The sequence below is a fragment of the Microbacterium binotii genome (genome assembly GCF_021398715.1).
GTDB classification, from domain to species: Bacteria; Actinomycetota; Actinomycetes; order Actinomycetales; family Microbacteriaceae; genus Microbacterium; species Microbacterium binotii_A.
On sequence record NZ_CP090347.1, the window covers coordinates 181,432 to 205,935 of the forward strand.

The window sequence follows — 24,504 nt, forward strand, 5'->3', positions numbered from 1 at the left end:
CTAGAGCGGAGCCGGCACCGCGGTCGCGGAGCGGCGGGGGACGAACAGGGAGCGGAGCAGCGCGGACAATGCGGCCGCGGCGATGGCGGATGCGGCGATCGACGCTCCGGCGGCGGTGCCGAGGTGCCACGAGAGCGCGAGTCCGGCGGTGACCGCCGCGATCCCGATGGCGGCGGCGAGGGCCATCGCGGCGGCGATCCCGCGCACCCACGGTCGGGCCGCCACAGCCGGGGCGAGCAGCATCCCGACCACGAGGAGCGAGCCGACGGCCTGGTACGAGGCGACGACGGCGAGCGTCACGAGGCCGGTGAGCGTGGCCTCGGCCCAGGCCGGACGCACACCCGTCACCCGTGCGACGCGCGCGTCCACGGCCACCGCGACGAGCGCCCGGTGCGCGACGACCGCGAGCGCCAGCCCGATCGCTGTGGCGACGGCCAGCACCGCGAGATCCTCGGCCGAGATCGCCAGCACATCGCCGAAGAGGATCGCGGTCGCATCCGTCGCGAAGCTGCCGGAGTGGGAGATGACGATCACTCCGACGGCGAGCATCGCGACGAACAGGAGCCCGATGCTCGTGTCGTATGCGAGACGCCCGCGCCGGCGCAGCGCCCCGATCCCGATCGTCATGGCCACGGCGCTCGCGGCGCCGCCGAGGAGCACGGGGGCGCCTGTCACGGTGGCGAGGGCGACGCCGGGGAGCATCCCGTGCGCCAGTGCCTCGCCGAGGAAGGCCATGCCCCGGATGACGACCCAGGTGCCCACGATCGCGCACAGCACGGCCACGAGCGAACCGCCGACGAGCGCGCGCAGCAGGAACGCGTGTTCGAGGGGAAGGAGGAGGGTCACGACATCCGACCGTAGCGATAATGAGAACCGTTCTCAACGTGGCTAGGCTGGGCGGATGTTCCTCTCCGATCCGCCGCCGGCTCCCGCATCGACCGCACTGTGCGCGACGGGGCTGCGCGTCGACGCGGGGGGTCGGACCCTCCTGCATCCGCTCGATCTGCGCCTCGATCCGGGCGTGGTGACGGTCATCGCGGGGCCGAACGGCGCGGGTAAGACCACGCTCCTCGAGGCGCTCGCCGGGGTGCGGCCCGGCCGGAGCGGCGTCGTCGACGGCGCCGGGCGGATCGCCTTCGTGCCCCAGTACTCGGCCATCGCCGAGGGGCTGCCGCTCACGGTGGCGCAGCTCGTGCGGATCGGGGCCTGGCGGAGCCGGCTCCCGCTGCCCTCACACGCGGAGCGGACGGATGCGGCGGAGGCGATGGCCGCGCTGGAGATCACCGATCTCGCGTCCCGGCCCGTGGCGATGCTCTCCGGCGGTCAGCGACAGCGAGCACTGCTCGCCCAGGCGCTCGCCCGCCGCGCCGACGTGCTGCTGCTCGACGAGCCGACGACGGGGCTGGATGCGGCCAGCAGCTCCCGCATCCTCGCCGCCGTCGAGCGGGAGCGAGGCCGCGGTGCCGTCGTCGTGTGCGTGAGCCACGACCCGGTGCTCATCGCCGCGGCCGGGCGCGTGCTCCGGCTGGACGGCGGTCGCCTCGTGTGACTGACCCGACCACGGTGCCCGCGCCGGCGCGCCCCGGCCCCGGTGCACCGCCGCCCCGGTGCACCGCCGCCCCGGTGCGCTCCTGCCCCGGTGCACCCCCGCCCCGGTGCGCTCCTGCCCCGGTGCTCCTGCCCCGGTGCGCCCCGGCCCCCTTGTTCGCCTGTCACAGATCGACGCGTTCCGCGCGATCTGTGACAGGCGAACGCCCGGGGACGGACGTCCGCGCTGACAGCGGAGGGCTAGATCCAGCCCTTCTCGCGGGCGACCTGTGCGGCCTGCGAGCGATTCTCGGTGCCCGTCTTGCCGATCGCCGACGAGAGGTGATTGCGCACGGTGCCCGCCGAGAGGAACATCTCCGCGGCGATCTGCGCGACCGCCCGCCCGTCCGCCGACAGGCGCAGCGCCTGCTGCTCGCGCTCGGTCAGCGGGCTCTGCCCCTCGAACAGTGACGCCTCGGCGAGCTCGGGATCGACCACACGGAGCCCCGCGTGCACGCGCCGCACCGCCTCGGCGAGGCGATCCGCCGGCGCATCCTTCACGATGAAGCCGCTGGCTCCCGCATCCAGAGCCTGACGGAGGTAGCCGGGCCGGGCGAACGTCGTGACGACGAGCACGCGGGTCGTCGGACTCGCCTCACGCACCTGACGCGTGGCCGTGATGCCGTCCACCCCGGGCATCTGGATGTCCATGAGGCAGACGTCTGGTGTGGTGTCGGCGGCGAGGGATGCGGCCTGCGCGCCGTCTGCGGCCTCGGCCACCACGACGAGGTCGCCCTCCAGCTCGAGCAGGGCCCCCATCGCGCCGCGCACGAGCGCCTGGTCGTCGACGAGCATCAGTCTGATCGGTGCGGTCACCACGTCATGCTCACTCTCGTTCCGCCGCTGGGTGCGGGAGCCACCTCCAGGACGGCGCCGGCCGCGGCCGCTCGCTCCTGCATGCCACGGATGCCGTTGCCCGGGCGCTGGCGCACCCCCTCGCCGTCGTCGTCGACCGTCACGACGCCCGGTGCCACCGAGATGCGCACCGTGCGGGCGTGCGCGTGGCGCAGGATGTTGGTCGTCGCCTCCCGCACGATCCACCCCGCCGGCAGTGACTGCGCGGGCGAGAGGGATGCGGCGTCGCCGCTGACCTCGACGGCCATCCCCGCCGACTCGAGCGCCGCACGGCTGGCGACGAGCTGCTCGGCGAAGGCCTGCCCGCGGATGCCGGTCACGGTGCTGCGCACGCCCGTGATCGCCTCGCCGGTCAGTCGCACGATCTCGGCGAGCTCGGCCTTCGCGCGATCGGGGTCGCGGTCGACGAGACGCTCGGCGAGCTCGGCCTTCAGCTTCACCGCCGTCAGCGTGTGACCGAGCAGGTCGTGCACGTCGCGGGCGATCGCGGTGCGCTCGTCGCTGGCGGCGAGCTCCAGCCGGATCCGATCCGTGTCGACGGAGCGGCCGATGAGCCAGCTCGTCACGGTGTTGATGACGGAGATCATGACGACCACCGACAGGATCTGGATGTTGTCCGCGATCGAGCCCGTGGCGACGATCACGATGACGACGAGCCCGATGCCGGCCACCATCGTCACCCAGTGCCACATGCGCCGAAGGCCATAGCTCGCGTACGACATCACGAACGGCACGAAGCTCAGGGCGCCGTCGGCGATCGCGGGCACCGTGGCCGCGGCGCAGGCGATCTGCACCCAGAAAAGATTCCTCACGAGCCGGCTCGGCGTGCCCCAGGCCGACCGCATCCCCGCCACGAACCCGACGACGTAGGCCACGGCGAACCCCGCCAGCGCAGCCCATCCCAGTACGAGCAGACCCAGGGGTGCCGGCGACGAGAGCAGCGAGAGCACCGGGAAGACCAGGAACACCATCCACACGATGGCCATGAGCCAGCCCCAGCGCTGCCACGGATCCTGCGGCACGCGCGGGAGCGTGGAGGAGGTCGTCACCGCTCGAGCCTAACGACGGCGGCGCGATCGCACGACGCCGAAGCGCACCAGCAGGGCGAACAGTGCACCCCAGACGAGCACGTTGAGAACGACCGCCCAGAGCGGATCGGAGCCGCCGGCTACGAGCGTGCCGCCGGTTGCCGGCCAGCGCACGAGGGCGGCATAGCCGTACATCGGCGTCCACTTGGCGATGTCGAGCATGACGCCGCTCAGGGGGACGAACACGTTGCCGAAGAAGCCGAAGAAGGTGATCGAGATCGAGGCGAGGGCTGCGGCCGAGTCCGAGTTGAACGCGAGCCCGACACCCAGGCCGAACAGGCCGTAGACCAGGCCGAGGGCCAGCGTGATGGCCGCCGAGGCGAACCAGCGCCACATGTCATCGGCGGCGGCACCGGTGACGTATCCGGCGATGTAGACGATCAGCACAGACAACGCGGCGAACGACATCGCCGACAGCACCTTCGTCAGGGCGTATCCGGCGGTCGAGAGGGGCGTGAGGGCGAGCTGTCGTCCCCACCCCTGACCGACCTCGGATGCGGCGAGCGAGCACAGCGAGCTCATCGCGGTCGCGGTGCCGTACGCACCCATCGAGACCATGACGTAGAACGAGGCGTTCGCGTGACCGACGCTCTGCGAGGCGTAGTCCATGCTGGCCCCGAAGAGCAGGTACATCGCGAACGGCATGGCCAGCGTGAAGGCCAGCGTGTAGGGGTTCCGCAGTTGACGCAGACCCTCGATGCGGTACATCGCGGGCGAGACGAGCGTGCTCATGAGGGCTCCTCGGTGAGTCGGGTGAAGGCGGATTCCAGGGTTGGGGCGGTGATCTCGAGGTCGCTCGCGCCCGCGGCGAGCAGACGCGCGGCGAGAGCATCGGATGCGGCGGTGCGCACCGTGAGCCGCGACGCGTCCACCGACACCTCGGCGGCGGACTCGTCGCCCACCAGCTCTGCGGCGAAGACCGTGGCCAGCGCCTCGTCGGCGAGCGTCGCCGAGACGAGGCGGCCGCCGAGGGAGGCGCGCAGGTGCGCGGTGGCGGCGTCGGCGACGATGCGGCCCTTGGCCATCACGACGGTGCGCCGGGCGAACTGCTCGGCCTCCTCGAGGTAATGGGTGGCGAAGACGATCGTGCGTCCCGCATCCGCGTCGGCGCGCATCGCCTGCCAAAACCGGCGGCGGGCCGTGACGTCCATGCCCGCGGTGGGCTCGTCGAGCACCAGCACGTCGGGGTCGGGCAGGAGTGCGAGCGCGAACTTCACGCGCTGCTTCTCGCCGCCGGAGCACTTGCCCACCCGGCGACGGGCGATCTCGGTGAGATCGGCGCGCTCCATCACCTCGGCGACGCGGGAGCCCGCACCGTACAGGTCCGCGATGACGGTGACCGTCTCCCGCACGGTGAGATCCGACAGCAGGCCGCCGGTCTGCAGCACCGCGGCGAGCCGGCCGGCCGCCACCGCGCGGTGCGGATGCGCTCCGAAGACGAGCGCGCTGCCCTCATCCGGCTCCGCGAGTCCGAGCAGCACGTCGATCGTCGTGGTCTTGCCCGCTCCGTTCGGGCCGAGCAGCGCCACGATCTCGCCGCGTTCGATGCGCAGGTCGATGCCGTCGACGGCCGTGAAGCGCTGACCGGCGCGGCCGAAGCGGCGCACGATTCCGCGCAGCTCGACGGCGGCCGCGTCCGGGGCGAGGGGGGTGGCGGGTATCTGCACGCGCGGTTCGCTCATGCCTTCAGCCAACCGTGCGGCGTCCCTCCGCGCCGGAGGCTTCTGTCACGTCCGCGGCATGACACGTGTCATGCCCGACGGGCCGCAAGCCGGTGCTCGCCCGTTCGGTGCCGCCTTCACCCCCACGCTCGCCTGTCACAGATCGACGCGCGGGGCTCGATCTGTGACAGGCGAGCAGGGGAGGGAAGGGAAGGCGTCCGGGCCGGGTCAGGCGGCGGCGGAGACCACGGCCTGGATGGCCGAGCTGAAGAAGCCGAGGCCGTCGACGCCGGAGCGCATGGCGGCGGAGGTGTCGGGGCCGAAGCCCGGCTCGACCGCGTGCTCGGGATGCGGCATGAGCCCCACGACGTTGCCGCGCTCGTTGGTGAGTCCGGCGATGTCGTCGAGCGAGCCGTTGGGGTTCACGCCGACGTAGCGGAACGCCACGAGGCCCTCGCCCTCGACGCGCGCGAGCGTCTCGGCGTCGGCGATGTAGCCGCCGTCGGCGTTCTTCAAGGGGATGACGATCTCCTGGCCCGCGCTGAAGTCGCTCGTCCAGGCGGTGTCCGCGTTCTCGACGCGCAGACGCTGGTCGCGACGCACGAACTGCTGGTGCGCGTTGCGGATCAGCCCGCCCGGGAGCAGATGCGCCTCGACGAGCATCTGGAAGCCGTTGCAGATACCGAGGATCGGCATGCCGGCGGCGGCGGCGTCCTTCACCTCGGACATGATCGGCGCGAGGGCCGCGATCGCACCCGCTCGGAGGTAATCGCCGTAGCTGAAGCCGCCGGGCAGAACCAGGGCGTCGACGCCCCGCAGATCGTGGTCACCGTGCCAGAGCGCGACGGGCTCGGCGCCGGCGACGCGGATGGCACGCTGCGCGTCGCGGTCGTCGAGCGAACCGGGGAAGGTGATGACCCCGATGCGTACGCTCATTCGACGACCTCGATGCCCACGACGTCCTCGATGACCGCGTTGGAGAGCACGTCGTCGGCGATCTCGCGCACCTTCTCGAGCAGCGCGTCATCGACGGTGCCCTCGACGGTCAGCTCGAACCGCTTCCCGATCCGGACGGAGCCGAAGTCCTCGACGCCGAGGCGGTGGAGGGCGTTCTGGACCGCCTTGCCCTGCGGGTCGAGCAGTTCGGCCTTGGGCATGACATCGACGACGATCGTGGGCATAACGGCTCCGAGGGTGCGCGGGAGATGGTCTGCTCCCAGTCTAGAGGCGGGCGGGAGGACCGCGATGCCGCCGCGTTACCGAACCGTTACTCGAAGGCTGGGAGCGCTCTCTTGACCTCTCGGGAGCGCTCCCATACTGTGAGTCGCGTCCGATGAGAGCGCTCCCAGTCCTGGGGACAGCGGAGAGCTTTCTGGCACCGAACCGCATCCACAAAGGAGTGTCCCGTGAAATCACGCGCCCTGCGACCGCTTGGCCTCGCCGCCGGCATCGCAACCGCAGCCATCGTCCTCGCCGGTTGTTCGACCGGTGGCGGAGAGCAGTCCGACCCGAACGCACCGGTCACGCTCACCATCGCCACCTTCAACGACTTCGGCTACACCGATGCACTCCTGCAGGAGTACATGGACGAGAACCCGAACGTGAAGATCGTCCACAACAAGGCCGCGACGTCCAACGACGCCCGCGCCAACTACTTCCAGAAGCTCGGCAAGACCGGCCTCGCCGACATCGAGGCGATCGAGGTCGACTGGCTTCCCGAGGTCATGCAGTACTCCGACATGCTCGCCCCGGTCCCCACCGACCTGACCGACCGCTGGCTCGACTGGAAGGTCAAGGCGGCCACCGACGCCGACGGCAACCTCATCGGCTACGGCACCGACATCGGCCCCGAGGCCGTCTGCTACCGCTCCGACCTGTTCCAGGCCGCCGGTCTTCCGACCGACCGCGCCGAGGTCGGCAAGCTCTTCGACGGCGACTGGGCCAACTACTTCAAGGTCGGCGACCAGTACGTCGCGGCGACCGGCAAGGCCTTCTTCGACTCGGCCGGCGGCACCTACCAGGGCATGATCAACCAGGTCGAGGCAGCCTACGAGAACCCCTCGGACGGCAAGATCACCGCCACGACCAACGCCGAGGTCAAGGACATCTACGACCAGGTCACCAAGGCCAGCGCGACGCAGTCGGCGCACTTCAGCCAGTGGTCCGACGACTGGTTCGCCGGTCTCAGCAACGGCGACTTCGCCACGATGCTCTGCCCCGGCTGGATGCTCGGTGTCATCTCCGGCAACGCGAAGGACGTCACCGGCTGGGACGTCGCGCCGATGTTCCCCAACGGCGGCGGCAACTGGGGTGGTTCGTACCTGACCATCCCCGCCAACGGCAAGAACGTCGCGGCCGCGCAGAAGCTGGCCGACTGGCTGACCGACGCGAAGACCCAGGTCAAGGCGTTCGAGAACGCCGGCACCTTCCCGAGCCAGAACGACGCGCTCACCGACGCCACGCTGCTGGACTCGACCAACGAGTACTTCAACAACGCTCCGGTCGGCCAGATCTTCTCCGAGCGGGCCAAGGCCGTGACGGTCACCCCCTTCAAGGGCGAGTTCTACTTCCAGGTCAACGACGCGATGCAGAAGGCGCTCACGCGCGTCGAGGACGGCACGCAGGACGCGAAGGCTTCGTGGGACCAGTGGGTCTCTGAGGTCGAGGCCATCAAGTAATCCCGCAGTGGGACGGGCCCGCAGGGCCGACCCTGCGGGCCCGTCCCACGCTCAACGAAACGAAGGAACGACGTGAGCGCCTCGTCCACGACGGCCAGATCCCCCAAGCGCATCGGCTTCGGTGGCAAGAGCTTCAGCTCCTGGGACCTCAAGCTGTCCCCCTATCTGTACATCTCCCCCTTCTTCATCCTCTTCCTGATCGTCGGGCTCTTCCCGATCGCCTACACGGCGTACATCTCTTTCCAGGACTGGGACCTCGTGCGCGGCACGGGCACATTCGTCGGCTTCGACCAGTACGCGACGGTCATCAACGACCCGAAGTTCTGGACGGCGCTGCGCAACTCGTTCTCGATCTTCCTGCTCTCCACCGTCCCGCAGCTGATCCTCGCGATCTTCATCGCGGTGCTGCTGGACCAGAACATCCGCGCCAAGACCTTCTGGCGCATGGGCGTGCTGCTGCCCTATGTCATGGCCCCCGTCGCCGTGGCGCTCATCTTCTCCAACATGTTCGGCGACCAGTACGGTCTCGTGAACTCGATCCTGACCGATCTCGGCATCCCGGCCATCAAGTGGCACTCGGATGCGTTCGCCAGCCACATCGCGATCGCGACGATGGTCAACTTCCGCTGGACCGGGTACAACACCCTCATCCTGCTGGCGGCCATGCAGGCCATCCCGCGCGACTTCTACGAGGCCGCGACGGTCGACGGCGCGGGCAAGGTCCGCCAGTTCTTCTCCATCACGCTGCCGAGCCTGAAGCCCACGCTGATCTTCGTCATCATCACCTCGACGATCGGCGGCCTGCAGATCTTCGACGAGCCGCGGATGTACGACCAGACCGGAACCGGTGGCGCCGACAACCAGTGGCTCACCATCACCCTGTGGCTCTACGACCTCGGTTGGGGCCAGTGGAACTTCGGTCGCGCCGCAGCCCTCGCGTGGATCCTGTTCCTCATCATCCTCGCGATCGGCGCGATCAACCTCTTCGTCACCCGCGGTCTCGTGCGTGACGAAGGCAAGAAGTCCGATATGAGTCGAGCCCAGATGCGCGCTGCCCGCCGCGCCGCCAAGGAAGCGGTCGAAGCGTCCCGCACCGCCGCGCCCCAGAAGACGGAGGTCCTCCGATGACCACTCTGCAGACCCCGCCCGTCGCGGCGGAGGAAGCGCTGCTGGAGCCCGGCCGCAAGCCGGTGCGCAGGCGCCGCCCGGTGCGCGGGTCGCGTCCGGGCTGGTTCGTGTACGCCGCCCTCGGCGTCGTCCTGCTCAGCGCCGCGTTCCCCTTCTACTGGTCGCTGCTCATCGGCTCCGGCGACTCGTACACGATCCGCGACCCCAACATGTCGTGGATCCCCGGCGGCAACTTCATCGCGAACGCTGCGAAGGTCATCAACGATCCGGCCGTGAACTTCTGGCCGGCGCTGTGGAACTCGATCTTCAGCTCGGCGCTCATCGCCGCATCCGTCGTGTTCTTCTCGACGCTGGCCGGATGGGCCTTCGCGAAGCTGAAGTTCCGCGGCTCGAGCTGGCTGCTCGTGTTCGTCATCGCCACGATGGCCGTGCCGACCCAGCTCGGCGTCGTGCCGCTGTACCTCCTGTTCAGCGAGATCGGATGGACGGGTCAGATCGGCGCGATCATCATCCCGGCCCTGGTGAGCGCCTTCGGCGTGTTCTGGATGACGCAGTACATCCGCCAGGCCGTGCCGGACGAGCTGATCGAGGCGGCCCGCGTCGACGGGGCGAGCTCGTTCCGCACCTTCCTCACGGTGGGTGTGCCCGCCGCGCGTCCCGCGGCCGCGATGCTGGCGCTGTTCACGTTCGTGACGGCCTGGAACAACTTCTTCTGGCCGTTCATCGTGCTCGACCGGCAGAACCCGACCCTTCCGGTCGCGCTGTCGCTGCTGCAGTCCAACTACTTCGTCGACTACTCGATCGTCCTCGCGGGCGTGCTGCTGTCGACGATCCCGCTCCTGATCCTCTTCGTCTTCGCCGGCAAGCAGCTGGTGAGCGGAATCATGCAAGGCGCCGTCAAGGGCTGAGGCCCGGCGCGAGAAAGGTACATCGACAATGAGCGACGCTCTGCGCGCGTTCCCGCGGAACTTCCTGTTCGGAGCGGCCACCGCGGCCTTCCAGATCGAGGGCGCTGCCTTCGAGGACGGGCGGACCGCATCCATCTGGGACGCGTTCTGCCGCGAGCCCGGTGCCGTCATCAACGGCGACAACGGTGACGTCGCCTGCGACCACTATCACCGCTACGGCGAGGATGTGGCGCTGATGAAGGGTCTGGGGCTCGACACCTACCGGTTCTCCGTGTCGTGGTCGCGCGTGCGCCCGGACGCCGGCCCGCTCAACCAGAAGGGCCTGGATTTCTACAAGCGTCTGGTCGATGAGCTGCGCGACGCCGACATCCTGCCGTGGCTCACGCTCTACCACTGGGACATGCCGCAGGCGCTGCAGGAGCGCGGCGGCTGGGCGGTGCGCGAGTCCAGCGACCTGTTCACGGAGTACGCGCTGGACGTGTACGACGCGCTCGGCGACCGGGTCGACATCTGGACCACGCTGAACGAGCCGTGGTGCTCGTCGTTCCTCAGCTACACCGCCGGCATCCACGCTCCGGGCCACTACTCCGTCGCAGAGGGGATGCTGGCCTCGCACCACCTGCTGCTCGGCCACGGGCAGGTCGTCCGGGAGCTCCGCGGACGCGACGCGGGCAAGAACCTCGGGATCACGCTGAACCTCACCGTCCCCGACCCGGTGGACCCGGAGAACGAGGGCGACCGGGATGCGGCGCGTCGCATCGACGGCCAGTTCAACCGCTGGTTCCTCGACCCGATCTTCCGGGGCTCCTACCCGGAGGACGTGGTAGACGACATCCGCGTCGTCGATGCGGCGGCGGTCGAGACATGGCAGGCAGCCATCCGTCCCGGCGACCTCGAGCTCATCTCGCAGCCCATCGACAGCCTCGGGGTGAACTACTACCACGGCGAGTTCGTGGGCGCCGAGCCCGACCCGAACCCGCCGCTGCCCGGCGAGGCTCCCACCGATCGTCCGGGCCGCTCGCCGTTCCCGGCGGCGGAGGGCATCTACTGGCACGACCGCGGCCTGCCGCGCACCTCGATGAACTGGGAGGTGCAGCCGGAGGGGCTGACCAGGCTGCTGCGCCGCGTCTCGGACGAGTACGCCGCCGCCGCGGGCACGGTTCTCTACGTCACCGAGAACGGTGCGGCCTACGACGATGAGCTCGTCGTCGAGGAGGGCGTCGCGCGGGTGAAGGATGCGGAGCGCACCGAGTTCCTGCGCGCGCACCTGTCCGCCGTGCTGAATGCGGCCGACGCGGGCGTCGACGTGCGCGGCTACTTCTACTGGTCGCTGCTGGACAACTTCGAGTGGGCCTGGGGCTACGAGAAGCGGTTCGGCATCGTCCACGTCGACTACGACACCCAGGTGCGTACGTTGAAGGACAGCGCTCTGGAGTATCGTCGGGTGATCGCCGCCCGTGCGATCGATAACGCGCCCGAGGGCGCCGTCCTGCAGAGGTAGAGATCTCGTGACCAGCGACCCTCGTCGTGCCACCGCCACCATCGAGGACGTCGCCGCGATGGCCGGGGTCTCCCGGTCCACGGTCTCCCGAGTCGTCAACGGCGCCACCGCAGTGAGTCCCGCTGCGGTGGCGGCCGTCGAACTCGCCATCAGCGAGCTGAACTACGTGCCCAACCGGGCCGCCCGCTCGCTGGCGAGCCGAGCGACGATGGCGATCGCGTTGATCGTGCCGGAAGACACCAACAGGTTCTTCGGCGACCCGTTCTTCGCGTCGATCGTGTCGGGCATCAACGCACGGCTCAGCAGGTCGGACTACGTGCTGAATCTCATCATCGCGAGCAACGATCCGCGGGATAAGACCGCGGCGTATCTGCGAAGCGGCGCCGTCGACGGCGCGATCGTCGTCTCGCACCACACGAGCGACACGTTCGTCGACCGGATCGCCGCGGCGGTCCCCGTGGTCTACGGCGGGCGGCCCGCCCACGGCCGCGACGGCGCGTACTTCGTCGACATCGACAACGTCGACGGCGGCCGCACGGCGACCCGGCACCTCGTCGAGGCGGGACGCACCCGCATCGGCACGATCTCGGGTCCGATCGACATGCCCGCGGGCATCGACCGTCTCACCGGGTACCGCGAGGTGCTGCAGGACGCGGGGCTGCAGGTCGGCCCGATCGAGGACGGCGGCTTCACCTCGGCCGGCGGCTACACGGCGATGGAACGCATCCTCGCCTCCGGCACCGAGATCGACGCCCTGTTCGTCGCGAGCGACCTCATGGCGCGTGGCGCGCTGGCGGCGCTCGAGCGCACGGGTCTCAGCGTGCCCGACGACATCGCCATCGTCGGCTTCGACGACTCGCCGGTCGCGACCGCGGTCACCCCCGCGCTGACCACCGTCCGCCAGCCCTCGCAGCAGCAGGGCGAGCAGATGGTCGACGTGCTGCTGGCGCTGCTCGCGGGCCAGAACCCCCCGCACGCCACGATCCTGTCGTCCGAGCTGATCCGGCGCGAGTCGGCCTGAGCCGCCGCATCCGCTTCACGCGGATGCGGGGCGCCGCGAGCGGGACGGATCCCACCCGCGACGCCCGTGCCTCACTCGGGGTCGCCGCCCAGCGGACCGACCGCAGGGATCGGGCCGCCGTCGTCGGCGCCCGTCTTGCGCCAGCGCGCGATGGCGTTGCCGAGATGGTAGATCACCAGGGCCGCCGCGGTGGCCACCACGATCGCGCCGAGCTGGAAGTCGCCCCACGACATCGAGAACCCGGCGATCGCCATGACGAGGGCCACCGCGGCGGTGTACTGGTTCACGGGACGTGAGAAGTCCACGCGGTTGTCGACCCAGATCTTGATGCCGATGATGCCGATGAGGCCGTACAGCGCGGTCGTCACACCGCCCAGCACGCCCGCCGGCACGGAGTTGATGACGGCGCCGATCTTGGGCGACATGCTCAGCAGGATCGCGACGATGCCGGCGACCCAGTACGCGGCGGTCGAGTACACGCGGGTCGCGGCCATCACGCCGATGTTCTCGCCGTAGGTCGTGGTGCCCGAGCCGCCGAAGAAGCCGGCGACGGTGGTGGCGGCGCCGTCCGCGATGAGGGCGCGACCGGTTGAGCGGTTGACGGACGCATCCGTCATCGTCGCGACACCGCGCACGTGGCCGACGTTCTCGGCCACCAGTACGAGCACGACCGGCAGGAACATCGCGATCGCGCTCCAGGTCCCCGCGCTCGCGAAGTCGGCGATGTGGAAGGGGGGCAGGCCGATCCAGACCGCATCCGCCACGCTGCTGAAGTCGAGCTCACCGGCGATCGCGGCCGCGATGTAGCCGACGACGACGCCCAGGAAGATCGAGATCCGGCCGAGGAAGCCGCGGAAGAGCACGCTGAAGAGGATGACGGCCGCGAGCGTGATCGAGGCGATCACGGGCGCCTGCTGGAAGTTGTTCCAGGCCGCGGGGGCCAGGTTGAAGCCGATCAGCGCGACGATGGCGCCGGCGACCACGGGGGGCATGAGCTTGTCGACCCAGCCGAGGCCGGCGAGCTGCACGACGACACCGATGATTGCGAGCAGCACACCCACGGCGACGATGCCGGCGAGCGCGGAGCCCATGCCGGCGGATGCGGTCGCCGCCGTCACGGGAGCGATGAACGCGAACGACGAGCCCAGGTAGCTCGGGAGCTTGTTCTTCGTGACCAGGAGGAACAGCAGCGTGCCGATGCCGGAGAACAGCAGCGTGGTGGCGACCGGGAATCCGGTCAGGATCGGCACGAGGAAGGTGGCGCCGAACATGGCGATCACGTGCTGAGCGCCGATCGCGATCGTCGCGGGCCAGTTGAGGCGCTCGTCGGGGGCGACGACGTCGCCGGGGGCGACGGTGCGGCCGTTTCCGTGGATCTTCCACAGGGGCATGGGTGGTCCTTTCGGGGGTGTTCATCCCGCGAGGCTGCATCTCCCGCACGAGATCACGGGTAATACCCGTGATCTCGTGGCCAAAGTGCAGTCTCGCGGGAAAGTCTGGCGTGCCCAGAGACGCTGCGGTAGTGTCCTCCGGCCCGCCCGGCGACGCGGATGCGGGGTCAGGCGGCGGTGAGGCGGCGCAGCAGCTCGGCGTAGCGGGCGGAGGTCTGCGCCGCGATCTCGTCGGGCAGTCGTGGCGGTTCACCCTCGCGGGGAACCCATGCGGCGGCGAGCCAGTTGCGCACGATCTGCTTGTCGAAGCTCGCCATCCGCTCGGCGGGCGTCGTGCCGGTGCGCCACGCCTGCGCGTCCCAGTACCGGGACGAGTCGGGGGTCAGCACCTCGTCCGCGAGAGTGAGCACGCCCTGGTCGTCGAGACCGAACTCGAACTTCGTGTCGGCGAGGATGAGCCCGCGTTCCTCTGCGGTGGCCGCGGCGCGCGCGTAGATCTCCAGCGAGAGCTCGCGCAGGCGCTCGGCCATCTCGCCCCCCACGATCTCGGCGGTGCGCTCGAACGAGATGTTCTCGTCGTGCTCGCCCATCGGCGCCTTGTAGGCCGGGGTGAAGATCGGCTCCGGTAGGCGGTCGCCGTCGTTCAGTCCCGCAGCGATCGGGATGCCGCACACCGTTCCCGTGCTCTGGTACTCGAGCCAGCCGGAGCCGGTGAGATAGCCGCGCACGACGCACTCGATGGGCTGCATCTCGAGCGCGCGCACGACCATTGCGCGGCCGGCGACCGCATCCGGGATCAGCTCGTGCGCCGTGTCGTCGGCGCCGAGGACGTGGTCCGCGACGAGGTGGTTCGGGATGCGGCGGCCGCCGTCGCCGCCCGCGAGGCGGTCGAACCACCAGAGGCTCAGGGTCGTCAGCAGCACGCCCTTGTCGGGGATGCCCGGCTCGAGCACGTGGTCGAAGGAGCTCACGCGGTCGCTCGCGACGACGAGCATGCGCTCGCCGGAAGCGCCTTCGGGGATGTCGTCGGGAACGTAGAGGTCCCGGACCTTCCCGGAGTACACATGCCGCCAGCCGTCGAGGAGCGCAGGGTCGTTCACCCGCCCATTATCCCGTGCGGGGGCCGCTCGGCCCGTCGCGGTCGTCAGGGCGTGATCTCGTCGAGGAAGGCGAAGACCTTGCCCCGGATGCGGACGCCCTCCGAGCCGAACATCCGGCCCACATCCACGTCGGGCATCTCGAGCAGCGGCTCGACGATCGGATCGAAGATCTCGTGGCCGCGTCGGCGGGCGGCCTCGCGCTGCGGATCCGACATGCCGGCAGAGTACGCCGCGGGTGTATAGTCCATGTGGACTAATCGACCTGGAGTATCGGATGACGACTCGGATCACCCCATTGGGGATCATGGTGCTCGCGCTGCTGCGCGAAGACCCCATGCATCCGTACGAGATGCTGCGCCTCATGCGGCTGCGGCACGACGACCGCATCCTGAACATCACCGGCGGCACGGTCTATCACACGGTCGCCCGCCTGGAGAAGGCGGGACTCATCGCCGAGGCGGGCACCGAGCGCGAGGGGAATCGTCCCGAGCGCACGACCTACGCGCTGACGGATGCCGGGCTGGCGTCGCTGGACGAGTGGATCCGCACCGAGCTCGTGCGCATCGACCACCCCGTCGAGTTTCGTGTCGCGCTCGCCGAGGCCCACAACCTCGACCGCGACGACGCCGCGGCGCTGCTCGCCTTACGGCGCGCCGCACTGACGGAGCAGATCGCTGACATCGCCGCGGGGCTGAACAAGGCCCGCCGGGGAGGGGTTTCCGAGCAGTACCTCATCGAGGTCGATCGCTCCCACGCTCTCGCCGAGGCCGACCTGGCCTGGCTCGATGCTTTCCTCGGGCGCCTCGGCGACCCGAGCTTCGCCTGGGGGCCGGATGCGCACGACCGCACCAGCGACCGGTACCTCACTCAGAGAAAGGCTGCTCGCGAATGAGCGCTCCCACCACCGCCACCACACCCACTCGCAGTCCCTGGCCCGCCCTGTGGGCCCTCGTCATCGGGTTCTTCATGATCCTCGTTGACACCACGATCGTCTCGGTCGCCAATCCGGCGATCAAGGCCGCGCTGGATCCGAGTACGAACAACCTCGACAACGTCGTGTGGGTGACCAGTGCCTATCTGCTCGCCTACGCCGTGCCGCTGCTGATCACCGGCCGCCTCGGTGACCGGTTCGGTCCCAAGAACATCTACCTCATCGGCCTCACGCTGTTCACCCTCGCCTCGCTCGGGTGCGGGCTCTCCTCCAGTCTCGGCATGCTCGTCGCCATGCGCGCCGTGCAGGGCATCGGCGCCGCGCTCGTCACGCCGCAGACGATGGCCGTGATCACGCGCACCTTCCCGCCCGCGCAGCGCGGTGCCGCCATGGGGCTGTGGGGTGCGACCGCCGGTGTCGCGATGCTCGTCGGCCCTCTCGCCGGCGGACTGCTCGTGGACGGTCTCGGCTGGGAGTGGATCTTCTTCATCAACGTGCCGGTCGGCATCATCGGACTGGTCTTGGCCTGGATCCTGGTGCCGCAGCTCGAGACGCACCGCCACCGCTTCGACATGGTCGGCGTCTTCCTCTCCGCCCTGGCGCTGTTCCTCATCGTCTTCGGTCTTCAGGAGGGTGAGCACTTCGACTGGGCGCCATGGGTCTGGCTCATGATCGCCGCGGGTGTGCTGGTTCTCGCTGTGTTTATCTGGACCCAGGCGCGCACCCGCAGCGAGCCGCTCGTTCCGCTGGACCTGTTCCGCGAGCGCAACTTCTCCGCCGCGAACGTCGGAATCGCCGCCGTGGGCTTCGCGGTGACGGCCATGTCGCTGCCGTTCATGTTCGCGTTGCAGCTGGCGCGCGGACTCACGCCCACCGAAGCCGCGCTGCTGATGATCCCCATGGCCGTGCTCTCGGGAGTGCTCGCGCCCCTGGCCGGTCGCCTGCTCGACCGCGTGGATCCGCGCGTCATCCTCGTGCCCGGACTCATCCTCGTGGGCGGGTCGCTCGTGTTCAACGCCGTCCTGATCGCCGATCCGGCGACGCCGATCCTGATGTTCCTGCTCCCCTCCGCCCTGCAGGGAATCGGCAACGCCGGGATGTGGGGGCCGCTGGCCACCACGGCGACCCGCGGACTCCCGCCGCGGCAGGCCGGCGCGGGTGCGGGCATCTACAACACGACGCGCGTCGTCGGTTCGGTCATCGGGTCGGCCGCGATCGCGGCGGTCATGCAGGCCCGGCTCGAGGCGAACCTCCCGGGTGCGGCGGATGCCACCTCCGGTTTCGGCACCGGCACCCTTCCCGAGCCCGTGATCGCGGGGTTCTCCACCGCGATGGCGCAGGCCACGCTGCTTCCCGCGGGCATCGTCCTCGTGGGGCTCGTCGCCGTGCTCTTCATGCGGCGCCCGAAGGAGCTCGTGCGCCGCTGAGTGCAGGGCCGGACTCCTGCAGAAGCAAACCGCCGGGGGCTTCCGGGCCGCGGTGCAACGATTCTGCAGGAGTTCGGACCGGATGCGGGCGCCCACCGTAGACGGCGCGCTGCCAAGAATCAACGGGCTGTGCGACCGTGGCGGGCGCTTTCTACCGTGGACGGCATGAGCAGCCGCATCCGTCCCCTCCTCTTCGGTGGTGTCGTCCTCGCCGCTCTCGGTATCGCCGGGTGCACGGCGGGCGCCGTCGACAGCGATCCGACCACCTCCGTCACGCCACCCGCGTCGTCCGGCGAGCCGACGCCGGCTGGCGAGGCGTCCTCCGCGCCGGCGCCGCAGCGCACACCGGATGTCGACGATCCGAGCCAGATCGCGCTCTTCCTCCTCAATCCCGACCATCGGGAGGCCTACAACGAGTCCACGGCCGGACCGGGCGTGATCGAGGCCGGACAGGCTCTGCGCATCGATGGCTGGTGCGAAGGGGGACGCGTGTCGTACGAGCTGATGACGGCGGCTGTCGGCGATGAGAAGCGCTCGATCGCCGGTGGCACGTTCGTCTGCGGCGACGCGATCGTGTCGAACGAATGGGCTTCGGTCGATTACGTGGGGCCCGTTCAGCTCCAGCTCACGACCACCGACGACATCTCGACCGGATGGGTGCAGGCGCGCGTGCAGTGACCCTCACGCTCCGAACGTCGTCCTGAGGGCGATGCAGATGGCGAGGAGCCACATCGCCACAGCCAGGGTGGTGGCGAGCAGCGCCGGTGCGCGTTCGATGACGGCCATGAGCGCGATCAGCGCTGTCCGCCGTATGGCGCCGAGACGACTTCTGCGCATTGGTTCCCCATACCCATGAAGCATGTATACATGAGCATGTCATAATGCGGGGATGGGGGCAAGCAGTGATCGCACGTATACATGTGCATGCCAGTGTGCAGTGTGTCCGATGCTGGAACCATGTCCGATCCGCTGCCGCCGTGGGACGACTTCGCGCGCCGGCTGGGAGTCAATCTGCGCCAGGCGCGGGCCCGACGCGGCATCAGCCAGGAACGCGCCGCCCACGCGGCGGGTATCTCCGCCTTCACCTATCGGAAGCTGGAGCGCGGCGAGTCGAACCCGGGCACACCGGCCAACCCGCGACTTCGCACGCTCGTCGCGCTTGCAGAGGTGCTCGACACCCCCGTCGAACGGCTGCTCCCGCCGATGCCGGAGGGGATCGCGGAAGGCCGCTGATCGTGCTCGCGCGGCGGATGTCGCTGCCTCGTGCGTGAATGTCGTCGTGCCCGCTCGATGACTCTGGAGTGAAGCATGCCCGCGAGCCGGCCGTCCTGGCAGATGCACGAGTGTCCGACCTGGTGCGAGGGTGGGCACCGAGAGGACGATCACGTCGAAGATCGTCTGCACCGCGCCGTCGGTGAGGCGGTCGAGATCCTTCTCGGTCCGGATGCGACGACGACCGTCCAGCTGGAGTTCGCGGTGTGGCGCCGCGATGGTCAGGCCGACACCTGGTTCTACGTCGGGGCCGGGCCCGGGAGCGAGCTGCAAATCCCCCTCGCCGATGCTCCTCGGGTTCTGCGGAGCGCGCTGAGGCTGGCGGGGGTGGAGGATGCGGGTGTCGAGGAACGGCTGTTTGCTGCGCTGGCCCGCTACGCGGAGTCTCCCGGAAAGGCGATCCGGTAGGCCGGGACTCAGTCGGCGACGCGCGCCGCGATGTCGGTGCGGTACTGCCCGCCCGCCAGCTCGATCGCATCCAGCGCGCGGTAGGCGCGATCGCGGGCCGTCGCGAAGTCGTCGGCGACGGCCACCACGTTCAGCACGCGCCCGCCCGTCGCGACGAGTCCACCGTCCTGGTCCCGGGTGGCGGCGTGGGCGATGTGCACGCCCTCGACGGATGCGGCCGCATCCAGCCCCGCGAGCGTGCGGCCCGTGACGGGCGCCGTCGGATAGCCCTCGCTCGCGAGCACGACCGTCACCGCGGACGCGTCGGAGAACTCCGGCCGCGGTTCGTCCTCAAGCGTTCCGGATGCCGCCGACAGGAGAAGCTGCGAGAGCGGGGTGACCAGGCGCGGCAGCACGACCTGCGTCTCCGGGTCGCCGAAACGGGCGTTGAACTCGATGACCTTGACACCGGTGTCAGTGAGGATGAGGCCGGCATAGAGCAGCCCGATGAAGGGCGTGCCCTCGCGATCGAGTTCGCGGATGACGGGAAGGGCGACGGTCTCGGTCACGAGGTCGACGAACGAGCGCTCGTCGCCGAAGCGCTCGGCGAGCCAGGGGAGCGGGGAGTACGCACCCATGCCGCCCGTGTTGGGGCCGCTGTCACCGTCGCCCAGGCGCTTGAAGTCCTGCGCCGGGCTGAGCGGCCTCACGGTGTCGCCGTCGCTGAGGAAGAAGAGCGAGACCTCGGGGCCCGAGAGGAACTCCTCGATGAGTACGGCACCGCTCGGGAGGAACTCGGCCGCGTGGGCGAGCGCCGCGTCGCGGTCCTCGGTGACGATGACGCCCTTGCCGGCGGCGAGCCCGTCGGCCTTGACGACGTGCGGAGCGCCGAGGTCGTCGAGCGCTGCGCCCACCTCGTCGATGGTCTGCGCGCGCACCGCGCGGCCGGTGGGAACGCCCGCCGCATCCATGATCCGCTTCGCGAAGGTCTTGGAGCCCTCGAGCTGTGCGGCGGCACGGCCGGGTCCGAAGACCGGGATCCCGCGCTCGCGCAGCGCGTCCGCGACGCCGGCGACGAGGGGGGCCTCGGGGCCGATGACCACGAGATCGATCGCGTGGGCGTTGGCGTACTCCGTGACGGCGGCGGGGTCCTCGGGGTTCAGCACCGCGCCGCCGGGCACGTGGGCGATGGCGGCGTCCCGAGCGATTCCGGCGTTGCCCGGCGCTGCGAGGATCTCGTGGTGCGCCTGTTCGGAGGCGAGCGCGAGGATGATGGCGTGCTCGCGCGCGCCGGAGCCGAGAACGAGGATCTTCACCCGCCCCACCCTACCGAGAGCCGCTCGCGGGCGCCGGGGTAGCGTGGCGTCATGCCGCGCATCACCACCGACGCCGGCCGCGCTGCGCTCGCCGCGGTGTCGGCGGCCGAATCGCCCGCTCGCACCGATCTCGCCACCGCCGTGCGGTACCTCCTGCAGCTGCTCGCGGAGAAGGCGCCCGGTCACACGGTCGAGGTGCGTGTGCCGCCTTTCGGCGCGGTGCAGATCATCGAGGGACCGCGGCACACCCGCGGCACGCCGCCGAACGTCGTGGAGACCGACGCGCGCACGTGGATCGCCCTCGCGACGGGGCTCGAGTCGTGGTCGGATGCGGCGGCCGCCGGCCGCATCCGCGCCTCCGGCACCAGGTCGGACGTCTCCGACCTGCTTCCCCTGCGTCCGTAACGCCGCGGGGGCCAGCGCGACCATCCGCTAGGGTAGGCAAGGCTTACCTCACTCACCCGGAATGGTCCCGCCATGCTCCTTCGCTCTGCCGCGTCCGCGATCACCCTGGCCGTCGCTCTGCTCGCCGTGCCCACGACCGCGGTCGCGGCGGAGCGCGCGGATGAGGCGTGCGCGGTGACCGGCGGCTCGTTGACGTGGGGCTTCAAGGAGTCGTTCCGCTCCTACATCTCCGGCACGATCGCGAAGGGATCGTGGGAGCCCGTCGACGGCGCGTTCTACGCGACGCCGGTCTTCAGCTGGCCGGCGACCGGCGGGAGCGTCGACCCTGTCACGGGCGAGGGTTCGGTGTCCTTCGGCGGCGGCGTCCGCTTCACCGGACACAACGGACTTCTCGACACCACGATCGCCCAGCCGACCCTCGTCATGGACTCCGCGGGCGGGCACCTCCTGCTCGACGTCAGCGGCCTCTCGATGGACGACGCGCTGGCCGGGGCGACCGACCAGGTGCACTCGGCCACGCAGGTCGACTTCGTCACGCTGGATCTCGCAGCCGTCGCGCCCACGATGACCGCCACCGGGATGTCCGCGGCGGAGGTGCCGACCGCCATCACCGCGGACGGGTACGCGCAGTTCGGGAACTACGAGACCGGGACGGCGTTCGACCCGATCTCGTACGACCTAGCGCTCGAATGCGCCGATCCCGAGCCCTCGCCCGCCGTGTCGCCCGAGCCGTCGCAGACCGCCGGGGCGTCGGAGCTCGTCGCCGAGGCGCCGATACCCGCCTGGGGGTGGGGCATCGGTGCCACTGTCGCCGTCGCCGCTGCTGCCGCGACCGTGATCATCGCCGTGCTCCGGCGCCGCGCGCGCGGAGGAAGGTCGTGAGACGCCGGCTGCTGGTCGTCGCGGTGGCGACCGCCGTCGCGCTGCTGGCAGGTTGTGCGGCACACGGCCCGTCGGCGCCACCGACGAAGACCGGGTCGGCGGCCCAGCCGCGGCCCATCGCCGAGCTCGACGTGCTCGAGGATCCGCGCTCGTACGAAGGCCCGTCGACGGCCGTCCTGCCCGATGCGGCGATCGTCCCGGTCGTCGACGGCCCCGCGCAATCTCTGCCGACGACGGCGCTCTCCCATGATCTCGGCGGGGTGCGCGAGGTGACGGTCGCCGACACGTCCCGTGTCGTCGCGATGGATCTCGCCGGTTCGCTGGCGGCGACGGTGTGGGGACTCGGCTTCGGCGGCTCCCTCGTCGGACGTGACGTGTCGACCGTTTTTCCGGGCGTCGAGGACCTGCCCGTCATCACGACGGGCGGGCACACGGTCAGCTCCGAGGCGGTCATCGCGCTTCGCCCCACCCTCGTCATCACGGACGGCTCGATCGGGCCGAGGGACGTGGTCGAACAGCTGAGGGATGTGGGCATCCCCGTCGTCTTCGTCGAGAACGAGGCGTCCTTCGCCGGGGCGCAGCAGCTGGCCCGTGACGTCGCAGCCGTGTTCGGCGCGCCCGCGGCGGGGGAGGCCCTCGCCGCGCGCATCGGCGCCGAGGTGGAGCGCACGCGGGCCGACATCGCCGCCGTCGCGCCCGTGAGCGATGCGGATCGGCTGCGCATGGTGTTCCTCTACCTGCGGGGAACGGCCGGCGTGTACTACCTCTTCGGCGAGGAGTCCGGCGCGGATGAGATCATCCGCGCGCTGGGCGGCGTGGACGTGGCCGGAGAGCTCGGATGGGACGGGATGCGGCCCCTCACCGACGAGGCGATGGTCGCGGCGAATCCCGACCTCATCCTGGTCATGTCCGGCGGCATCGAATCCGTCGGAGGCGTCGACGGACTTCTCGCGTCGAAGCCGGCGATCGCCATCACGACCGCCGGGGCCCACCGCCGCTTCGTCGACATGGCAGATGGCCAGATCCTCTCGTTCGGTCCGCGCTCGGCCGAGGTGCTCGAGGCGCTGGCGCGCGCCGTATACGCGCCGACCGCGTCGTGAGCGCGCGGGCGCTGCGGACCCGTCGGACGCTGGTGGGCGGCGCGGCCGCCCTCCTCCTGGTCGTCGGGGTGCTCCTGTCGGCGGGCGTCGGGCAGCTGCCCATTCCCGCATCCGAGGTCGTCGGATCCCTGCTGCGCGCGATCGGAATCGCGAACCCTTGGGCGCCGGGCGATCCGCTCGTCGAGCAGACCCTGTGGCAGATCCGCTTCCCCCGCGTCGTCATGTCGCTCCTGGTGGGTGCGCTGCTGGCTGTGGCCGGGGCCGTGATGCAGTCGATCTTCGGGAACCCGCTCGCCGAGCCGGGCGTCGTCGGCGTCTCCTCGGGAGCCGCCGTCGGCGCGGCGGCATCCATCACACTCGGCCTTGCGGCCTTCGGCGGCTGGACGACCGCGGTGTTCGCCTTCCTGGGCGGCCTCGCCGCGACGGGCATCGTCTACGCGACCGCGCGGGCCCAAGGGCGCACCGAGTCGGTCACGCTGATCCTCACCGGCATCGCCGTGAACGCGTTCGCGGGCGCGGCCCTGGCCGTGTTCATGTTCGTCGGGGACACCGCCTCTCGTGAGCAGATCGTCTTCTGGCAGCTCGGGTCCATGAACGGCTCGCGGTGGGACGAGGTCGCCGTCGTCGCCGGCGTCGGCGCGCTCTCCGCCGTCGGCGCGTTGGCGCTGGCGCGGAGGTACGACCTACTGGCGCTCGGAGAGCGGACGGCGGCACACCTCGGCGTACGGGTGGAGCTGCTGCGGATCGTCTCCATCGTCCTGGTGGCTTCCATGACCGGTGTCGCGGTGGCGTTCGTGGGGATCATCGCATTCGTCGGGCTGGTCGTCCCTCACCTGGTACGGATGCTGCTGGGTCCCGCCAACCGTCCGCTGCTGGTCGCCTCGCTCCTCGGCGGTGCGGTGCTCCTCGTCTATGCCGACCTGCTGGCCCGCACGCTCGTGCCCGCGGCCGATCTGCCGATCGGCATCCTCACCTCGCTCATCGGAGGCCCGTTCTTCTACTGGCTCATCCGGCGCAGCCGCCGTCGCGGCGGAGGATGGGCATGAGCGCGTCGGCCATCCGTCTCGACGCGGTCGGTCTGCGCCTGGGCGGCGCCGAGATCCTGCGTGACATCAGCGTGGACATCGGGTTCGGCCGGGTCGTCGCGCTCGTGGGTCCCAACGGAGCGGGCAAGTCCAGTCTGATGGGGATCATGGCGGGGGACGTGCGTCCCGCCTCCGGCGAGGTGCTGCTGGGCGGGCGCCCCATCGGCGCTCTCCGACCTTCGGAGCTCGCGCGGATGCGGTCCGTGCTGCTGCAGGAGAACCGCGTCGCCTTCGCGTTCACCGCGCACGACGTTGTGGAGATGGGCCGCGCCCCCTGGCAGGGGGAGGGCTCCGGCGACGTCGCGATCGCCGAGGCCATGGCGGCCGCGGACGTCGCGCGTCTCGCCGAGCGGACCTACGCATCGCTCTCGGGGGGCGAGAAGGCTCGTGTCTCGCTCGCGCGGGTGCTCGCGCAGGAGACGCCCGTGGTGCTGCTCGACGAGCCGACGGCGGCGCTGGATCTCCGGCATCAGGAGGACGTCCTCCGGATCGCCCGCCGGCTCGCCGCCGCCGGTCGCGCGGTCGTGGTCGTGCTCCACGACCTCTCGCTGGCCGCCGCATACGCGGACGAGGTGGCGATGGTCGCCGACGGAGCGCTCGCCGCTTTCGGCATCCCTGCCGACGTGATCACGGCCGATCGTGTCGAGTCCGTGTACGCCACACCCGTCCGGATTCTCACCGACCCCGATACGGGCCGGCCGATCATCTTGCCGCGCCGGTCCGCGTAACGAGCGCATATCGAATTCCCAGATTCGAGTTTGGTAAGGCTAAGCTAACCCAA

The 24,504-nt window shown here is 70.3% G+C and carries 28 protein-coding genes; 16 read left to right on the plus strand and 12 right to left on the minus strand.

Annotation, left to right across the window (positions count from 1 at the left end; translation table 11 throughout):
- Complete coding sequence (gene aztB, locus LXM64_RS00910; protein WP_234074237.1) at positions 1-846, minus strand: zinc ABC transporter permease AztB; 846 nt, start codon at positions 844-846, stop codon at positions 1-3.
- A 55-nt stretch (positions 847-901) separates the two neighbouring features.
- On the opposite strand from aztB, the gene LXM64_RS00915 reads away from it, so the two are divergent.
- On the plus strand, positions 902-1,549 hold the full coding sequence (locus LXM64_RS00915; protein ID WP_234074238.1) for a metal ABC transporter ATP-binding protein: 648 nt from the start codon (positions 902-904) through the stop codon (positions 1,547-1,549).
- A gap of 239 nt (positions 1,550-1,788) precedes the next feature.
- Here LXM64_RS00915 and LXM64_RS00920 read toward each other — a convergent pair whose 3' ends face one another.
- From LXM64_RS00920 to purS, 6 genes are all read right to left on the minus strand, one after another.
- A complete protein-coding gene (locus LXM64_RS00920) occupies positions 1,789-2,382 on the minus strand; it encodes a response regulator transcription factor (RefSeq protein WP_234075507.1) in 594 nt (197 codons plus the stop codon).
- Between the two features lie 17 nt (positions 2,383-2,399).
- Complete coding sequence (locus tag LXM64_RS00925) at positions 2,400-3,491, minus strand: sensor histidine kinase (protein ID WP_234074239.1); 1,092 nt, start codon at positions 3,489-3,491, stop codon at positions 2,400-2,402.
- Positions 3,492-3,500: 9 nt separating this feature from the next.
- Complete coding sequence (locus tag LXM64_RS00930) at positions 3,501-4,262, minus strand: ABC transporter permease (RefSeq protein ID WP_234074240.1); 762 nt, start codon at positions 4,260-4,262, stop codon at positions 3,501-3,503.
- Positions 4,259-5,212: an ABC transporter ATP-binding protein gene (locus LXM64_RS00935; RefSeq protein WP_234074241.1), complete on the minus strand. Its 954-nt coding sequence runs from the start codon at positions 5,210-5,212 to the stop codon at positions 4,259-4,261. The genes LXM64_RS00930 and LXM64_RS00935 overlap by 4 nt, the downstream gene beginning before the upstream one ends.
- A 207-nt stretch (positions 5,213-5,419) precedes the next feature.
- Positions 5,420-6,127, minus strand: a complete 708-nt coding sequence (gene purQ, locus LXM64_RS00940; protein ID WP_234074242.1) for a phosphoribosylformylglycinamidine synthase subunit PurQ — start codon at positions 6,125-6,127, stop codon at positions 5,420-5,422.
- Complete coding sequence (purS, locus tag LXM64_RS00945; RefSeq protein ID WP_137418351.1) at positions 6,124-6,372, minus strand: phosphoribosylformylglycinamidine synthase subunit PurS; 249 nt, start codon at positions 6,370-6,372, stop codon at positions 6,124-6,126. The genes purQ and purS overlap by 4 nt, the downstream gene beginning before the upstream one ends.
- Positions 6,373-6,597: 225 nt before the next feature.
- Here purS and LXM64_RS00950 point away from each other — a divergent pair, with 225 nt between their 5' ends.
- The 5 genes from LXM64_RS00950 to LXM64_RS00970 all read left to right on the plus strand — a co-directional run bounded on the left by LXM64_RS00950 (position 6,598) and on the right by LXM64_RS00970 (position 12,427).
- Positions 6,598-7,869 carry an extracellular solute-binding protein gene (locus LXM64_RS00950; RefSeq protein WP_234074243.1) on the plus strand — a complete coding sequence of 424 codons (1,272 nt, stop codon included), beginning with the start codon at positions 6,598-6,600 and terminating at the stop codon, positions 7,867-7,869.
- A 72-nt stretch (positions 7,870-7,941) separates the two neighbouring features.
- The gene (locus tag LXM64_RS00955; protein WP_234074244.1) at positions 7,942-8,997 is read left to right on the plus strand and encodes a carbohydrate ABC transporter permease; all 1,056 of its coding nucleotides are present in this window, start codon (positions 7,942-7,944) and stop codon (positions 8,995-8,997) included.
- Positions 8,994-9,905, plus strand: a complete 912-nt coding sequence (locus tag LXM64_RS00960; RefSeq protein WP_234074245.1) for a carbohydrate ABC transporter permease — start codon at positions 8,994-8,996, stop codon at positions 9,903-9,905. Before LXM64_RS00955 ends, LXM64_RS00960 begins: the two co-directional genes overlap by 4 nt.
- 28 nt (positions 9,906-9,933) lie before the next feature.
- Complete coding sequence (locus LXM64_RS00965; RefSeq protein WP_234074246.1) at positions 9,934-11,406, plus strand: glycoside hydrolase family 1 protein; 1,473 nt, start codon at positions 9,934-9,936, stop codon at positions 11,404-11,406.
- A 7-nt stretch (positions 11,407-11,413) separates the two neighbouring features.
- Positions 11,414-12,427: a LacI family DNA-binding transcriptional regulator gene (locus tag LXM64_RS00970; RefSeq protein WP_267955118.1), complete on the plus strand. Its 1,014-nt coding sequence runs from the start codon at positions 11,414-11,416 to the stop codon at positions 12,425-12,427.
- A 71-nt stretch (positions 12,428-12,498) separates the two neighbouring features.
- Here the strand turns inward: LXM64_RS00970 and LXM64_RS00975 are convergent, their stop codons facing one another.
- The 3 genes from LXM64_RS00975 to LXM64_RS00985 all read right to left on the minus strand — a co-directional run bounded on the left by LXM64_RS00975 (position 12,499) and on the right by LXM64_RS00985 (position 15,133).
- Positions 12,499-13,818 (minus strand): uracil-xanthine permease family protein, encoded by a 1,320-nt coding sequence (locus tag LXM64_RS00975; protein WP_234074247.1) that lies wholly within the window; start codon positions 13,816-13,818, stop codon positions 12,499-12,501.
- A gap of 167 nt (positions 13,819-13,985) precedes the next feature.
- Positions 13,986-14,918, minus strand: coding sequence for a phosphoribosylaminoimidazolesuccinocarboxamide synthase (locus LXM64_RS00980; protein WP_234074248.1), 933 nt, complete (start codon positions 14,916-14,918; stop codon positions 13,986-13,988).
- A gap of 44 nt (positions 14,919-14,962) precedes the next feature.
- Complete coding sequence (locus LXM64_RS00985; protein ID WP_234074249.1) at positions 14,963-15,133, minus strand: hypothetical protein; 171 nt, start codon at positions 15,131-15,133, stop codon at positions 14,963-14,965.
- Positions 15,134-15,192: 59 nt separating this feature from the next.
- On the opposite strand from LXM64_RS00985, the gene LXM64_RS00990 reads away from it, so the two are divergent.
- The 3 genes from LXM64_RS00990 (at position 15,193) to LXM64_RS01000 (ending at position 17,954) form a co-directional block, all read left to right on the plus strand.
- Positions 15,193-15,810 carry a PadR family transcriptional regulator gene (locus LXM64_RS00990; protein WP_234074250.1) on the plus strand — a complete coding sequence of 206 codons (618 nt, stop codon included), beginning with the start codon at positions 15,193-15,195 and terminating at the stop codon, positions 15,808-15,810.
- Positions 15,807-17,276 carry a DHA2 family efflux MFS transporter permease subunit gene (locus LXM64_RS00995; RefSeq protein WP_234074251.1) on the plus strand — a complete coding sequence of 490 codons (1,470 nt, stop codon included), beginning with the start codon at positions 15,807-15,809 and terminating at the stop codon, positions 17,274-17,276. Before LXM64_RS00990 ends, LXM64_RS00995 begins: the two co-directional genes overlap by 4 nt.
- 165 nt (positions 17,277-17,441) lie before the next feature.
- Entirely contained in the window at positions 17,442-17,954 is a 513-nt protein-coding gene (locus LXM64_RS01000) for a hypothetical protein (RefSeq protein ID WP_234074252.1), read from the plus strand.
- Positions 17,955-17,957: 3 nt separating this feature from the next.
- Here LXM64_RS01000 and LXM64_RS01005 read toward each other — a convergent pair whose 3' ends face one another.
- Positions 17,958-18,113, minus strand: coding sequence for a hypothetical protein (locus tag LXM64_RS01005; protein WP_234074253.1), 156 nt, complete (start codon positions 18,111-18,113; stop codon positions 17,958-17,960).
- Between the two features lie 120 nt (positions 18,114-18,233).
- Between LXM64_RS01005 and LXM64_RS01010 the strand changes: the two genes are divergently transcribed.
- Positions 18,234-18,509, plus strand: a complete 276-nt coding sequence (locus LXM64_RS01010) for a helix-turn-helix transcriptional regulator (RefSeq protein WP_137418340.1) — start codon at positions 18,234-18,236, stop codon at positions 18,507-18,509.
- A 75-nt stretch (positions 18,510-18,584) separates the two neighbouring features.
- Positions 18,585-18,956, plus strand: coding sequence for a DUF6907 domain-containing protein (locus tag LXM64_RS01015; protein ID WP_234074254.1), 372 nt, complete (start codon positions 18,585-18,587; stop codon positions 18,954-18,956).
- A gap of 8 nt (positions 18,957-18,964) precedes the next feature.
- On the opposite strand, the gene purD is transcribed toward LXM64_RS01015, so the two are convergent.
- Positions 18,965-20,251 (minus strand): phosphoribosylamine--glycine ligase, encoded by a 1,287-nt coding sequence (gene purD / locus LXM64_RS01020; protein ID WP_234074255.1) that lies wholly within the window; start codon positions 20,249-20,251, stop codon positions 18,965-18,967.
- 51 nt (positions 20,252-20,302) lie between these two features.
- Here purD and LXM64_RS01025 point away from each other — a divergent pair, with 51 nt between their 5' ends.
- The 5 genes from LXM64_RS01025 to LXM64_RS01045 all read left to right on the plus strand — a co-directional run bounded on the left by LXM64_RS01025 (position 20,303) and on the right by LXM64_RS01045 (position 24,451).
- On the plus strand, positions 20,303-20,656 hold the full coding sequence (locus LXM64_RS01025; protein WP_234074256.1) for a sterol carrier family protein: 354 nt from the start codon (positions 20,303-20,305) through the stop codon (positions 20,654-20,656).
- Positions 20,657-20,728: 72 nt separating this feature from the next.
- The gene (locus LXM64_RS01030; protein ID WP_234074257.1) at positions 20,729-21,538 is read left to right on the plus strand and encodes an HtaA domain-containing protein; all 810 of its coding nucleotides are present in this window, start codon (positions 20,729-20,731) and stop codon (positions 21,536-21,538) included.
- Positions 21,535-22,638, plus strand: coding sequence for a heme/hemin ABC transporter substrate-binding protein (locus LXM64_RS01035; RefSeq protein ID WP_234074258.1), 1,104 nt, complete (start codon positions 21,535-21,537; stop codon positions 22,636-22,638). The genes LXM64_RS01030 and LXM64_RS01035 overlap by 4 nt, the downstream gene beginning before the upstream one ends.
- Positions 22,635-23,684, plus strand: coding sequence for a FecCD family ABC transporter permease (locus LXM64_RS01040; protein WP_234074259.1), 1,050 nt, complete (start codon positions 22,635-22,637; stop codon positions 23,682-23,684). Before LXM64_RS01035 ends, LXM64_RS01040 begins: the two co-directional genes overlap by 4 nt.
- On the plus strand, positions 23,681-24,451 hold the full coding sequence (locus tag LXM64_RS01045) for a heme ABC transporter ATP-binding protein (RefSeq protein WP_234074260.1): 771 nt from the start codon (positions 23,681-23,683) through the stop codon (positions 24,449-24,451). Before LXM64_RS01040 ends, LXM64_RS01045 begins: the two co-directional genes overlap by 4 nt.
- Positions 24,452-24,504 lie beyond the last annotated feature (53 nt).

What these genes read in the sequence shown, in the direction of transcription:
- LXM64_RS00975 (WP_234074247.1), bottom strand. Translation starts at nt 13,818, where the DNA reads ATGCCCCTGTGGAAGATCCACGGAAACGGCCGCACCGTCGCCCCCGGC.
- LXM64_RS00985 (WP_234074249.1), bottom strand. Translation starts at nt 15,133, where the DNA reads ATGTCGGATCCGCAGCGCGAGGCCGCCCGCCGACGCGGCCACGAGATC.
- LXM64_RS01000 (WP_234074252.1), top strand. Translation starts at nt 17,442, where the DNA reads ATGAGCAGCCGCATCCGTCCCCTCCTCTTCGGTGGTGTCGTCCTCGCC.
- LXM64_RS00960 (WP_234074245.1), top strand. Translation starts at nt 8,994, where the DNA reads ATGACCACTCTGCAGACCCCGCCCGTCGCGGCGGAGGAAGCGCTGCTG.
- LXM64_RS00915 (WP_234074238.1), top strand. Translation starts at nt 902, where the DNA reads ATGTTCCTCTCCGATCCGCCGCCGGCTCCCGCATCGACCGCACTGTGC.
- LXM64_RS01025 (WP_234074256.1), top strand. Translation starts at nt 20,303, where the DNA reads ATGCCGCGCATCACCACCGACGCCGGCCGCGCTGCGCTCGCCGCGGTG.
- LXM64_RS00990 (WP_234074250.1), top strand. Translation starts at nt 15,193, where the DNA reads ATGACGACTCGGATCACCCCATTGGGGATCATGGTGCTCGCGCTGCTG.
- LXM64_RS01030 (WP_234074257.1), top strand. Translation starts at nt 20,729, where the DNA reads ATGCTCCTTCGCTCTGCCGCGTCCGCGATCACCCTGGCCGTCGCTCTG.
- LXM64_RS01015 (WP_234074254.1), top strand. Translation starts at nt 18,585, where the DNA reads ATGCCCGCGAGCCGGCCGTCCTGGCAGATGCACGAGTGTCCGACCTGG.
- LXM64_RS01010 (WP_137418340.1), top strand. Translation starts at nt 18,234, where the DNA reads ATGTCCGATCCGCTGCCGCCGTGGGACGACTTCGCGCGCCGGCTGGGA.
- LXM64_RS00935 (WP_234074241.1), bottom strand. Translation starts at nt 5,212, where the DNA reads ATGAGCGAACCGCGCGTGCAGATACCCGCCACCCCCCTCGCCCCGGAC.
- LXM64_RS01045 (WP_234074260.1), top strand. Translation starts at nt 23,681, where the DNA reads ATGAGCGCGTCGGCCATCCGTCTCGACGCGGTCGGTCTGCGCCTGGGC.
- LXM64_RS00920 (WP_234075507.1), bottom strand. Translation starts at nt 2,382, where the DNA reads ATGCTCGTCGACGACCAGGCGCTCGTGCGCGGCGCGATGGGGGCCCTG.
- LXM64_RS00995 (WP_234074251.1), top strand. Translation starts at nt 15,807, where the DNA reads ATGAGCGCTCCCACCACCGCCACCACACCCACTCGCAGTCCCTGGCCC.
- LXM64_RS01005 (WP_234074253.1), bottom strand. Translation starts at nt 18,113, where the DNA reads ATGCGCAGAAGTCGTCTCGGCGCCATACGGCGGACAGCGCTGATCGCG.
- LXM64_RS00930 (WP_234074240.1), bottom strand. Translation starts at nt 4,262, where the DNA reads ATGAGCACGCTCGTCTCGCCCGCGATGTACCGCATCGAGGGTCTGCGT.
- purQ (WP_234074242.1), bottom strand. Translation starts at nt 6,127, where the DNA reads ATGAGCGTACGCATCGGGGTCATCACCTTCCCCGGTTCGCTCGACGAC.
- purS (WP_137418351.1), bottom strand. Translation starts at nt 6,372, where the DNA reads ATGCCCACGATCGTCGTCGATGTCATGCCCAAGGCCGAACTGCTCGAC.
- LXM64_RS00965 (WP_234074246.1), top strand. Translation starts at nt 9,934, where the DNA reads ATGAGCGACGCTCTGCGCGCGTTCCCGCGGAACTTCCTGTTCGGAGCG.